The 12,073-nt window shown below is 71.2% G+C and carries 12 protein-coding genes; 7 read left to right on the top strand and 5 right to left on the bottom strand.

Annotated elements, in window-relative coordinates; genetic code table 11:
• Positions 1 to 144 precede the first annotated feature (144 nt).
• The 4 genes from ACN6LB_RS24065 to ACN6LB_RS24050 all read right to left on the bottom strand — a co-directional run bounded on the left by ACN6LB_RS24065 (position 145) and on the right by ACN6LB_RS24050 (position 4,128).
• Positions 145 to 1,635 (bottom strand): hypothetical protein, encoded by a 1,491-nt coding sequence (locus ACN6LB_RS24065; RefSeq protein ID WP_445027724.1) that lies wholly within the window; start codon positions 1,633 to 1,635, stop codon positions 145 to 147.
• Positions 1,636 to 1,739: 104 nt separating this feature from the next.
• On the bottom strand, positions 1,740 to 2,702 hold the full coding sequence (locus tag ACN6LB_RS24060) for a glycine betaine ABC transporter substrate-binding protein (protein WP_445027728.1): 963 nt from the start codon (positions 2,700 to 2,702) through the stop codon (positions 1,740 to 1,742).
• A gap of 32 nt (positions 2,703 to 2,734) precedes the next feature.
• The gene (locus tag ACN6LB_RS24055; RefSeq protein ID WP_356146237.1) at positions 2,735 to 3,409 is read right to left on the bottom strand and encodes an ABC transporter permease; all 675 of its coding nucleotides are present in this window, start codon (positions 3,407 to 3,409) and stop codon (positions 2,735 to 2,737) included.
• Positions 3,406 to 4,128, bottom strand: coding sequence for an ABC transporter permease (locus ACN6LB_RS24050; RefSeq protein ID WP_356146240.1), 723 nt, complete (start codon positions 4,126 to 4,128; stop codon positions 3,406 to 3,408). Before ACN6LB_RS24050 ends, ACN6LB_RS24055 begins: the two co-directional genes overlap by 4 nt.
• Before the next feature lie 188 nt (positions 4,129 to 4,316).
• Between ACN6LB_RS24050 and ACN6LB_RS24045 the strand changes: the two genes are divergently transcribed.
• Entirely contained in the window at positions 4,317 to 5,459 is a 1,143-nt protein-coding gene (locus tag ACN6LB_RS24045) for an ABC transporter ATP-binding protein (RefSeq protein WP_445027723.1), read from the top strand.
• 12 nt (positions 5,460 to 5,471) lie between these two features.
• Here the strand turns inward: ACN6LB_RS24045 and ACN6LB_RS24040 are convergent, their stop codons facing one another.
• Complete coding sequence (locus ACN6LB_RS24040; protein ID WP_356146246.1) at positions 5,472 to 6,599, bottom strand: alpha/beta hydrolase; 1,128 nt, start codon at positions 6,597 to 6,599, stop codon at positions 5,472 to 5,474.
• 249 nt (positions 6,600 to 6,848) lie between these two features.
• Between ACN6LB_RS24040 and ACN6LB_RS24035 the strand changes: the two genes are divergently transcribed.
• The 6 genes from ACN6LB_RS24035 to ACN6LB_RS24010 all read left to right on the top strand — a co-directional run bounded on the left by ACN6LB_RS24035 (position 6,849) and on the right by ACN6LB_RS24010 (position 11,912).
• Positions 6,849 to 8,657 (top strand): phosphatidylglycerol lysyltransferase domain-containing protein, encoded by a 1,809-nt coding sequence (locus ACN6LB_RS24035; protein WP_356146249.1) that lies wholly within the window; start codon positions 6,849 to 6,851, stop codon positions 8,655 to 8,657.
• An 88-nt stretch (positions 8,658 to 8,745) separates the two neighbouring features.
• Positions 8,746 to 9,606, top strand: a complete 861-nt coding sequence (gene folP, locus ACN6LB_RS24030) for a dihydropteroate synthase (protein WP_445027722.1) — start codon at positions 8,746 to 8,748, stop codon at positions 9,604 to 9,606.
• A complete protein-coding gene (locus tag ACN6LB_RS24025; RefSeq protein ID WP_445027721.1) occupies positions 9,603 to 10,106 on the top strand; it encodes a nuclear transport factor 2 family protein in 504 nt (167 codons plus the stop codon). Before folP ends, ACN6LB_RS24025 begins: the two co-directional genes overlap by 4 nt.
• A gap of 249 nt (positions 10,107 to 10,355) precedes the next feature.
• Positions 10,356 to 10,715, top strand: coding sequence for a dihydroneopterin aldolase (gene folB, locus ACN6LB_RS24020; protein WP_356146258.1), 360 nt, complete (start codon positions 10,356 to 10,358; stop codon positions 10,713 to 10,715).
• On the top strand, positions 10,712 to 11,323 hold the full coding sequence (gene folK, locus ACN6LB_RS24015) for a 2-amino-4-hydroxy-6-hydroxymethyldihydropteridine diphosphokinase (RefSeq protein WP_445027720.1): 612 nt from the start codon (positions 10,712 to 10,714) through the stop codon (positions 11,321 to 11,323). Before folB ends, folK begins: the two co-directional genes overlap by 4 nt.
• 97 nt (positions 11,324 to 11,420) lie before the next feature.
• The gene (locus ACN6LB_RS24010; protein ID WP_445027719.1) at positions 11,421 to 11,912 is read left to right on the top strand and encodes a DUF3180 domain-containing protein; all 492 of its coding nucleotides are present in this window, start codon (positions 11,421 to 11,423) and stop codon (positions 11,910 to 11,912) included.
• The last annotated feature ends 161 nt before the right edge of the window (positions 11,913 to 12,073 follow it).

Genomic DNA, 12,073 nt, shown 5'->3' with positions numbered 1-12,073 from the left:
CCCCCCCCCCCCCCCCCCCCCCCCCCCCCCCCCCCCCCCCCCCCCCCCCCCCCCCCCCCCCCCCCCCCCCCCCCCCCCCCCCCCCCCCCCCCCCCCCCGCCGTGGTTCAGGAGGCAGGGGTTCAGGAGGCAGGGGTTCAGGCCTTCAGGAAACCGCGCTCCGCAGCTGCGACACGTTGATCTGCTCGGTCTCGTCGTGCGCGGTCAGGTCGATGACCTGGCCGATGCCGCGCGACTCCTCGCCGGCGGGCTTGAACACGGCCTCGGCCTCGGCCTTGTGCAGCGCGAGCGCCTCCTGGCCCACCACGTCCGCGAGGTCCTCGTTCTGCACGGCCTCCAGCGCCTGGGTGGACGCCTCCTTCTGCGTACCGAAGAAGTCGAAGCCGCCCTCCACGGACGGGCGCCGCGCGGGAGTCGCCGGTACGACGGCCACGGCGGTCGGCACGGTGAAGTGCCCGGAGGGCCGGACGGACTCGGCGGGGTGCGAGGGCTTCGCGGCGGGGGCCTCGGCGGCAGGGGCATCCTGGGGTGCGGCGTCTACGGCGGCCGGAGCGTTGTCGGGCTCGGCGGAAGGGGTGCTGTCCGCCTCGGCGGCCGGCGTGTTGCCCGGCTCGGCGGCCGGGGCGCTGTCGGTCTTGGAGGTCCGGGCGTCTGCGGGCGCGGCGTCTTCGGCGGCCGCGCGCTCATGCCCGTCGACCGCCTCGGGCTTCCCCTGCGCCTCCCCCTCCTCCGCCACGGCGTCCTCGGACGGGCCCGCAACGGGCTCAGCCGTGGCGTCGGCGTCCGTCGGCATCGCGGCGACAGCGACGGCCTTGGCTTCTGCCGTCGGCGCGCCGTTCGCGAAACGGTTCAGCGCCGCGTTCGCCCGCAGGAACAGCGAGGAACCCGCCGGGGAGAAGACCTCGGGGGCCGACGGCTCCTCGACGCTCGCGTCCACGTCCGCGGTTTCGTCAGCGTCCGTGGCTTCGTCCGCGTCCGCGCCCGTCGTCGTGTCCGCCGGCTCGGTGGACTCGGTTTCAGCGGCCGGGGCGGCCGGGCCGGCCTCGGACTCGGCCTCCGCGTCGGACCCGGGCTCGGGGTCGGACTCCTGTCGGGGCGCGGGTACCGGCACCGGCACGCCGCGCGTCGCCGCGGAGGCGGGGACCTGTTCGAGCCCCGCCGGAAGGGCGTTGGCCGGGGCGGACGCCTCTATCGCGAGCAGGCGGCGCGTCTCCAGGACACTCGCCCGCTCGGTCTCCGCCGTCGCGTACCGCCGCAGCAGCGCGGCGTGTTCGTTGCGCAGGCCCGCCAACTCCTTGCGCTTCGCGCGCAGCTTCTGCTCCAGCTTGGTGCGCAGCTCGCGGGACTCGTCGAGGTCGGTCTCCAGTTCGGCGACGCGCTCCTCGAACCGCCACTCGTCGCTCGCCCGCGCGCGCGTGAGGTCCGCGACACGCTTGCCCGCCGCGGTGTCCCAGCGGCGCAGTACGACGGCGCCCACAACGGCCGTTGCCGCGGCGCCCGCGGCCAGCACACGGAGCACCACCGGCTCCGTGAACAGCCAGGGCCCCACGGCACAGACGAGCGAGACGCCGGCGATCGCCGAGGGAGGCAGCAGCCTGTGCAGGGGCGGGGAATGGCGGTGACGTCCACGTGGCATGGCCAGAAACTTACCGCGCGTAGGCGAATGATGGTGCCCCACCCGGTAAAAACACAGCCACCCCGAAGCCTTCACCCCGCCCCAGGCGTCTACAGGACCCCGACTTACTTGATCAGGCCCTTCGACTCCAGATACTCCTTGGCCACGTCGGCCTCCTTGGCGCGCTCCGCGTCGACCTTCCGGTTGAGTTCCACGAGATCATCCGTGCTGAGCGTCTCGGTCAACTTGCCGAGCGCGTCGGCTATCTCCTGGGAACCGGCGTCCTTCGCGTTCACCACCGGAAGCACGTTGTCCGCGTTCTGCAGCTTCTTGTCGTCCTCCAGGAGAACGAGGTCGAAGTTCTTCAGCGTCGCGTCCGTGGTCGTGGTCAGCACCAGCTGGTCCGTGCCGTTCTTCACGGCCTGCTTGGCCTGTGTCGTACCGACGCCCTTGGGGTCGATCCCGGCGACGTCGATGCCGTACGTCTTCTTCAGACCCGGCGCGCAGAAGGGCCGCGTCTCGCATTCGTCACCGGCGGCGATCTTGACCTTGACACCCGACTTGCCGAGATCCGAAAGGGTCTTGAGGTTGTGCTTCTTCGCGAATTCGGAGCTCACCGCGAAGGCGTTCTGGTCGACCGCCTTGCTGGCCGGAAGCACCTTCAGCCCCTTCGGCTCGGCGAGCTTCTTCAGCGCCGTGACCGTCGCGTCGACATCTCCGGAGGCGACCGGCTTCGCGTTCGGGCCGTTCTCCTTCAGGTTGAGGAATTCCGCGAGTGTCGCCGCGTATTCGGGGACGATGTCGATGGCCCCCTTCTCCAGCTGGGGCTCGTAGAGCTCGCGGGTCTTGACCGTCTTGACCGTCACGCTGTAACCGGCGTTGTCGAGCACCTGCTTGTAGAGCTCGCCGAGGACCTTCGCCTCGGTGAAGCCGGCCGCGCCCACGACGAGCGAGCCCTTCTTGCCGCCGCCGGACGCCTTGTCCGAGCCCTTGTCCTCCAGGTCGTCCCCGCCGCACGCGGCGAGCACCCCGGTGAGCGCGCCCACGGCCGTGATCGCGATCGCCATCCGGCGCGTCCTGCTGTTCATCGCCCTGCTGTTCATCGTCATCCCTCGCAAGATCAAGAAGTAGTACGTCCACGCATGGGGTCGAAGACCCGTCCCGCCACCATCAGCACGGCCTCCACCAGGAGGGCCAGCACCGCCACGAGCAGGGCCCCGGCGACCACCTGCGGTGTGTTCTGCAGGCTGAAGCCGGCCGTGATGATCCGGCCGAGCCCGCCCTCGCCGGCCATCGCGGCGAGCGTCGCCGTGGCGACCACCTGCACGGCGGCCGACCGCAGCCCGGTCATCACCAGCGGGTACGCCAGCGGAAGTTCGACGCGGCGGAACAACTGTCCGCCGCTCATGCCCATGCCCCGCGCGGCCTCCACCACCGACCGGTCCACCTCGCGCATCCCGATGTACGCGTTGGTCAGCAGCGGCGGCACCGCGAACAGCACCAGCGCGATCAGCGTCGGCAGATCCCCGTGCTCGCCGAGCGGGGTGAGCGTGAGCAGGATCAGCACGGCCAGCGTGGGCACCGCCCGCCCCACGTTGGAGAGGTTGACGGCGAGCGCACCCCCCTTGCCGATGTGCCCGAGCCACAGCGCGAGCGGCAGCGCGATCAGACAGGCGACGGCGAGCGTGACCCCGCTGAAGTAGAGGTGCTCGGCGAGCCGGTGCCAGACCCCCTTCTCCCCTTGCCAGTTGGCATCCGTCGTCAGCCAGTCGTACGCACCCGATATCGCGTTCATACAGGTTCAGCCACCTTCACCGACGCCGCGCGTCTGCGTATTCGGGGAGCGCGGGCCGCCCGGGTCCAGGGCGTCAGCAGGCGCTGGAGGCCGAGCAGCAGCAGGTCGGCCGCGGTGGCGAGCAGCACGCACAGCACGGAGGCGGTGAGGACCTGTGCCTTGAAGGCGCTGTCCAGGCCGTCGAGGATCAGCGTCCCCAGTCCTCCGTAGTCCACGATCGCGCCGACCGTCGTCAGGGCGACCGTGGAGACCGTGGCGATGCGGACACCGGCGAGCAGCGCGGGCAGCGCCAGCGGCAGTTCGACCTCCCACAGCAGCCGCAGCGGTCCGTACCCCATCCCGCGGGCCGCCTCGACGGCCTCCTCGGGGACGGCCTGCAGACCCGCGAGGATGTTGCGCACGAGGATCGTCAGCGAGTACAGCACGAGACCGGTGACGACCAGCGCGGCCGACAGCCCGAACAGGGGCAGCAGCAGCGAGAACATCGCGAGGGAGGGAACCGAGTAGAGGACGGTCGTCAGGCCGAGGATCGGGCCCGCCAGGGCGCGATACCGCCGGGCGAGCAGGGCGAGGGGGAAGGCGACGGCCACGCCGATCGCCACCGAAACCGCCGTGATCCAGACGTGCTGGACCGTCGCGTCGATGAGCTCCTGGCTGCGGGAGCGGACGTACTCCCCGCAGATCCAGTCGTTGGCCACCAGGCAGTTCTGCTTGCTCACCCGCCCCACCTCCCCCGGGTCCCCGATTCCCTGAATCCCCGAACATATGTGGCTGGACCGCACGCCCGCACATGTTCTTGACTTGCTGGCGACCCTAAACCCCACCACTGACAATCGCCGAGGGCCGCCGTACAGGCGCAACATTGCCTTCACACAAACCCCGCCGCCGACCGCCACAATGGGGAGCCATGATCCGGTTCGAGAACGTCACCAAGCGGTACGCGGACGGCACCATCGCCGTCGACGACCTGTCCTTCGAGGTCGCCGAGGGCGAACTGGTCACCCTGGTCGGCCCGTCGGGCTGCGGCAAGACCACCACGATGAAGATGGTGAACCGGCTCATCGAACCGTCGGGCGGCCGGCTATTCCTGGACGGCGACGACATAGCGGCCATCGACCCGGTCCGGCTGCGCCGCCGTATCGGCTATGTCATCCAGCAGGTCGGCCTCTTCCCGCACAAGACGGTCCTCGACAACACCGCGACCGTCCCGCACCTCCTCGGCGTCAAGCGCGCCAAGGCCCGCGAGCGCGCCGCCGAACTCCTCGACCTCGTCGGCCTCGACCCCTCGGTGTACGGCGACCGCTACCCGGAGCAGCTCTCCGGCGGTCAGCGTCAGCGCGTCGGCGTGGCCCGTGCGCTCGCCGCCGACCCGCCCGTCCTGCTGATGGACGAGCCGTTCGGCGCGGTCGACCCGGTGGTGCGCGAGCACCTGCAGAACGAGTTCCTGCGGCTCCAGCAGGCCGTGCACAAGACGGTCCTGTTCGTCACGCACGACATCGAGGAGGCCGTACGCCTCGGCGACCGCATCGCCGTCTACGGGCAGGGCCGCATCGAGCAGTTCGACACCCCGTCGGCCGTCCTCGGCACGCCCGCGAACGACTACGTGGCCGACTTCGTGGGCGCGGACCGGGGCCTGAAGCGCCTGTCCGTGACGCCCATCGAGGAGAGCGACCTCGAACAGCCGCCCGTGGTGCGCCTGGACGACCCGCTGCCCCGGAAGCTGGACGCCCGCTGGGCCGTCGTCCTGGACGCGAACGGCGACCTGCACGGCTGGATCTCCGAGGAGCACGCGCGCGCGGGGGGCGGCACCGTCCGCGAGCAGGCGCGCCGCATGGAGGCCTGGCTGCCCGTCGGCGCCTCCCTGAAGCAGGCGTTCGCGACGATGCTGCAGCACGACGCGGGCTGGATCGCCGTGATCGACGAGGAGAGCGAGGGCCGCTTCCTCGGCGTCCTCACCCCCGCGCGGCTGCACGAGGCGCTGCGCCGCTCGACGGCCGCGGACGCGCGGGACATCGCGCGCGCGGACGTCGAGCTGGACACCGTCAGCTGAGCGCCCCGGTGGTCAGCGGTCGCTGAGCCGCCCGCTGATCCACTGCAGCGTCGGCGGGATCTCGCGCCGCCAGGTGTTGAAGTTGTGGCCGCCGCTGTCGAGGATGATCGAGGAGATCCTTGTCACACCGTTGGCCTTCACCTGCTCTATGAACTTGAGCGTGTCCTTGTAGTTGGCCTCGCCGATCTTGCTGCTGGTCACCAGCAGCGAGGTGTCGGGCGCCCGGTGGTGATCCAGGTACCAGCGCAGGTCGGCGTCGTTCTGCAGCGTCTTGTTCCCGTGGAACAGATCGCCGGTCGTGGGGTCGATCGGCGCCTTGTAGTACGGCGACAGGCCCGCTCCTGCGGCGTAGACCTCGGGGTGGTGCAGTGCGAGCTTCAGCGCGCAGTAGCCGCCCGTGGAGTCACCGATGATCCCCCAGCTGCCGGGCTTCTTGCCCACCCTGTAGTGGGCCGACACGGCGTCGGGGAGGTCCCTGGCGAAGAACGACTCGGACTGCGGGCCGCCCGGGATGTCCACGCACTCGGTGTCCCGCGGCGGCGCCACGGTCGGCCGGAGCATGACGATGATCATCGGCTGGGCCGTGCCGTTCTTGGCCAGTTCCTGGGCGGTCCGCGGGTAGTGCAGCTTCTTGTAGAGCGCCTCGGCGGTGCCCGGGTATCCGGTGAGCACCGTGACGGCCGGGAAGGTGCGGGTGCGGTACTGCGGCTGGAAGTACTCCGGCGGCAGATAGACGTACGCCGGAGTGGCGATGTGGGTCGTCCGGCCCACTATGTCCACCTTCTGGATCTGGCCGCTGATCTGGGGGCGCGATCCGCCCGCCCCCTTCACCACCCGCTGCGTGTCGACCACCTGGAGGGGGCCGCCGGTGCCGGCGTTGTTGTGGTCGATGACGATGCCCTCGCCGTTCTCCTGACCGAACAGGTCCGCCCAGCTGGCGTAGAACCCGAACGCCTGGTTGGCGGACACGCCGACCGAGACGAAGATCGCCAGCTGGGTGGCCAGCAGCAGGCCGACCCGTCCGGTGACGGCCCGCCAGCTGCGCCGTGCCAGCCGCGGCCACAGCCACACCGTGCCGACGAACAGCAGCACGGCGCACAGCACCGCCACCACCAGCACCTTGTTGCTCGTGAGACCCATGGTCCGTTTCCGCCTGCGCTTTCTGTCTGACTCTGAACCAGTCCTTCCCGCCGCTCGCCCGCCGCATCTTCGCGAGAGCTTGCCCCGGGCTTTCCCTGACCTTTGAACCGGCTTTCCGGTGGGGAGTGAACCTCTTCCCCCAAGACACCGTCCTAGAGGGCGCAATGTCGCCGGATGCCGGAATTGGCGCCGGGTCCAAGGTCTCTCGCGGAACTACGGGATGCGATGTCTGTCAGGATAGATGGGGAAATGTCGGGCGAGGTTCCTGGTCGAACAGGCCGGACGCGGCGCATAGTCCGCGGTCCGCGCCCTGAAGCCGTCCCCGCCCTGGTCGCCAGGGCCTGCACACTCGTGGGGCTCCTGGACATCGCAGCCGGGGTCTTCCCGCGCTTCCGGCACAGCCGTATGCACGCCATGGCCGAGGTCCTGCCGGGCGCGCTCGGCCCGTTCGCGGCGGCGCTGTCCCTCAGCGCGGGGGTGCTTCTGCTGCTGCTCGCCCACGGTCTGCGCCGCCACAAACGCCGGGCGTGGCGAGCCGCCGTCGTCCTGCTGCCGGCCGGCGCCGTCGCACAGCTGGCGTACCGCCACTCGCTCGTCGGTCTCGTCATCTCCGTCGCGCTGCTGGTGCCGCTGCTGCGCCACCGGAGTGAGTTCGCGGCGCTGCCCGACCCGCGCAGCCGCTGGCGCGCGCTCGCCAACTTCGTCCTCATGGGCGCCGGTTCCCTGGCCCTCGGGCTGGTCATCGTCAGCGTCCACCCCAACCGCATGGTCGGCGACCCGAGCCTCGCCGACCGCATCTCGCACGTGCTGTACGGCCTGTTCGGCTTCGAGGGACCGGTCGACTACCAGGGCGACACCTCCTGGACCGTGGGCTTCTCCCTCGGCGCCCTCGGCCTGCTCACCGCGATCACCACGATCTACCTGGCCTTCCGGCCCGAACACCCCGCCGCCCGCCTCACCTCGGACGACGAGAGCCGGCTGCGCATCCTGCTGGACAAGCACGGCGGCCGCGACTCGCTCGGCCACTTCGCGCTGCGCCGCGACAAGGCCGTCGTCTTCTCGCCCAGCGGCAAGGCTGCCGTCACCTACCGCGTCGTGTCCGGCGTGATGCTCGCCAGCGGCGACCCCATCGGCGACGTCGAGGCCTGGCCCGGCGCCATCGAACGCTTCATGGACGAGGCCAAGGCCCACTCCTGGACCCCCGCCGTCATGGGCTGCTCGGAGACGGGCGGCGAGGTGTGGACCCGCGAGACCGGCCTCGACGCCCTCGAACTGGGCGACGAGGCGGTGGTGGACGTCGCGGATTTCTCCCTGGCCGGGCGCGCGATGCGCAACGTGCGTCAGATGGTCAAGCGCATCGAGAGGGCTGGTTACGAGACCCGGGTACGGCGCATCCGTGACCTCGGCGAGGGCGAGCTGGACCGGATACGGCGTGCGGCGGAGGACTGGCGCGGCACCGACACCGAACGCGGCTTCTCCATGGCACTCGGCCGCATCGGCGATCCCGACGACGGGGACTGCCTGATCGCCACCGCCCACAAGACCGACGACCACCCCGGTGCGTACGGCGACCTCAAGGCCGTCCTGCACTTCGTCCCCTGGGGCACCGACGGCGTGTCGCTGGACCTGATGCGCCGCGACCGCTCGGCCGACCCCGGCATGAACGAACTCCTCATCGTCGCGGCACTGGAGGCGGCCCCGCGCCTCGGCATCACGCGCGTGTCCCTCAACTTCGCGATGTTCCGCGCCGCGCTCGCCCGCGGCGAGAAGATCGGCGCCGGCCCGGTGCTGCGCGCCTGGCGAGGCCTGTTGGTCTTCCTGTCCCGCTGGTTCCAGATCGAGTCGCTGTACAAGTTCAACGCGAAGTTCCGGCCCCGCTGGGAGCCCCGCTTCGTCGTCTACCGCTCCTCACGGGACCTCCCCCGCATCGGCCTCGCCGCCATGCAGGCCGAGGGCTTCGTGAACCTCGCACTGCCGCGTCTGCTCCGCCGCCGGGCGGTGGCCGCACCGGTGTGCGCGCACCGCACGGTCGCGGAACACGGGGTCCACGTCGCATAGCCCGAGCAGCGGCAATGACCGGTGGGGGTGCGGGAGCCCACCCCCACCGGGGCCGAACGGCCCTCTTCGGGAGGCCTAGGCTGGACACATGAGCAAGAAGAGCGGGCGCGGCCATGTGGTGGGACTGCCGGCGTGGGACCGCTGCGCGGTCATGGGGGTAGTCAACGTGACGCCCGATTCCTTCTCCGACGGCGGCCGCTGGTTCGACACGACGGCCGCCGTCAAGCACGGTCTCGCCCTGGTCGAGGAGGGCGCGGACCTCGTCGACGTGGGCGGCGAGTCGACCCGCCCCGGCGCCACCCGCGTCGACGAGGCCGAGGAACTCAAGCGCGTCCTGCCCGTCGTACGGGGCCTCGCCGCCGAGGGCGTCACCGTCTCCGTGGACACCGTGCGCGCCTCCGTCGCCCAACAGGCGCTCGCCGCGGGCGCCGCCCTCGTCAACGACGTCAGCGGTGGTCTCGCCGACCCCGCGATGATCCCGGCCGTCGCCGCCGCGGGCGCCCCCTTCGTCGTCATGCACTGGCGCGGCTTCCTGGAGGGCGGCAACGTGAAGGGGTCGTACGAGGACGTCGTCTCCGAAGTCGTCGACGAGCTGTACGCGCGCGTGCAGGCCGTTCTCGCGGGCGGCATCGCCGCCGACCGGATCGTCGTCGACCCCGGCCTCGGCTTCTCCAAGGAGGCCGAGCACGACCTCTCGCTGCTGGCCCACCTCGACCGTCTGCACGCGCTCGGCCACCCGCTGCTGGTCGCCGCCTCCCGCAAGCGGTTCCTCGGCCGCGTCCTGGCCGGACCCGAGGGCGCACCCCCGCCCGCCCGCGAACGCGACGCCGCCACCGCCGCCGTCTCCGCGCTCGCCGCCCACCAGGGTGCCTGGGCGGTCCGCGTGCACGAGGTACGGGCCACCGCCGACGCGGTGCGCGTCGCCCGGGCCGTCGAGGGAGCCCGATGAGCGCCGCCGACACCGACGTCGAGGAGGTCGAACTCGCCAACACCGCCTTCTACGAGGCGATGGAGCGGGGCGACTTCGAAACGGTGTCCTCGCTCTGGCTCACCCCGGCCGACCTGGGTGTGGACGAGGAGTTCCACGACCCCGCGTCCGCCGGCGTGATCTCCTGCGTCCACCCCGGCTGGCCGGTGCTCTTCGGGCGCGGCGAGGTCCTGCGGTCGTACGCGCTCATCATGGCGAACACCGAGTACATCCAGTTCTTCCTCACTGATGTGCATGTCTCGGTCACCGGCGACACCGCCCTGGTGACATGCACCGAGAACATCCTCAGCGGCGGCCCGGCCCCCGACGACAGCGACGAGCTGGGCCCCCTCGTCGGCCAGCTCGTCGTCGCGACGAACGTGTTCCGGCGCACGCCGGACGGCTGGAAACTCTGGTCCCACCACGCCTCTCCCGTACTGGCCGAATCCGGTGACGAGGAAGGCGACGACACGCCCTCCTGAGTGGGTGGGCGTCCTGCGGACGCACCAAGAAGTGGTTGGAATCACGCACCCTGGGTAGGGGCGGCTACCAGCCCGTGAGCCGTCGTGTTCCCCAGGGGAAACACCCCATGAACCCTCCTGGTCTCCGCGGGGGCACGAGCCCCCGTGGACGGGCGCTGTCAGTGCCCGCAGGTAGATTCGTCCGAGGCTGGTGCGCCGACCGCACTCGGCAGGGACCCGCCGCTACCGACGATTGCAGGAGTGATTCGCGTGGATCGTGTCGCGCTGCGCGGCCTCAAGGCCCGCGGGCACCACGGTGTCTTCCCCAAGGAACGCGAAGAGGGCCAGACCTTCATCGTGGACCTGACGCTGGGTCTGGACACCCGGCCGGCCGCGGCCGACGACGACCTGGCGAAGACCGTGCACTACGGCATCGTGGCCGAGGAGGTCGTGGCCGTGGTCGAGGGCGAGCCCGTCGACCTCATCGAGACGCTCGCCGAGCGCATCGCCCAGGCGTGTCTGAAGCACGACGGGGTCCAGGAGGTCGAGGTCTGCGTCCACAAGCCGGACGCGCCGATCACGGTCCCCTTCGACGACGTGACCGTCACCATCACCCGGAGCCGAGTATGACGACGTCCTTCACCGAAGGTCAGAGCGATCCGACAGTCCAGCCGGTGCCCGCCTCCGTCGTGGAGCGCGTGGACGCCGCCGACACGACCCTCCACAACCCCAAACGCGCGGTGATCTCCCTCGGCTCGAACCTGGGCAACCGCCTGGAGACGCTCCAGGGCGCCATCGACGCCCTGGAGGACACCCCGGGCGTCCGCATCAAGGCGGTCTCCCCCGTCTACGAGACGGAGCCGTGGGGCGTCGAACCCGGCAGCCAGCCCACGTACTTCAACGCGGTCGTGGTCCTCAAGACCACCCTCCCGCCCTCCTCCCTGCTGGAGCGGGCGCACGCGGTCGAGGAGGCCTTCAACCGGGTACGCGACGAACGCTGGGGCCCGCGCACGATCGACGTCGACATCGTTGCCTACGCCGACGTCGTCTCCGACGATCCGGTGCTCACGCTCCCCCACCCACGCGCCCACGAGCGGGCCTTCGTGCTGGCCCCCTGGCACGACGTGGATCCGGAGGCCCAGCTCCCCGGCCGCGGGTCCGTCGCCCAGCTCCTCGCCACCGTCACCCAGGAAGGCGTCGCGCCCCGCGCCGACCTGGAACTCCGGCTCCCCGAATAGTCGTTAAGGTCAAGACGACCAGAGGCCGGACGCCAGAGGCCGGACAACGACCGCCGGGCCGGGCGACCGCCTCGCGGCGGGCTATCGAAGGGGCAAAGTGAAAGAGCTGCGCATCAGGACGCTGGCCGCCGTGTTCGTCGTGGCCGGCGTGCTGTCCTGGGCGGGCGCCCGGCTGTGGAACGCGGTGGGCACCCTCCCCCGGGTCCCGCTGGCCGCGCCCATCGTCCTGGCCCTGATCGCCGTGGTGCTGCTGGCCACCGCGCTCTCACTGCGCGCCCGCCTCAAGGCCCAGCGGGAGCGCCGCCCCGGCGCCAAGGGCGTCGACCCCCTGATGGCCGCCCGCGCGGTCGTCTTCGGCCAGGCCAGCGCCCTCGTCGCCGCCCTGGTCTCCGGCATGTACGGCGGCACGGGCGCCTTCCTGCTGGAGTCCCTCGACATCCCCGCCCGCCGCGACCAGGCCATCTACGCCGGCTTCTCCGTCGTCGCAGGCATCGCCGTCATAGCGGCCGCCTTCTTCCTGGAGCGCGTCTGCAAACTCCCGGACAACGACGACACGAACGACGGCACGGGGGCGGCTCCGGCTGCCTGAGGCGGCGCTCCTGGACACGGCCCATCGGTCAGCGGCAATCGGTCGGCGGTCTAGGGGGTGTTTTGAAAGTCCCGCACAGCACCCACGGCGCCCGGCACGCACCCTCGCCGCACCGGCCGAAGCCCCAAGTACGTCCAGTACGAGGGCCTTCGTCCGGCACG

It is taken from the genome of Streptomyces sp. SAS_270, assembly GCF_052543295.1.
This window is presented reverse-complemented; position numbering and strand designations above follow the sequence as displayed.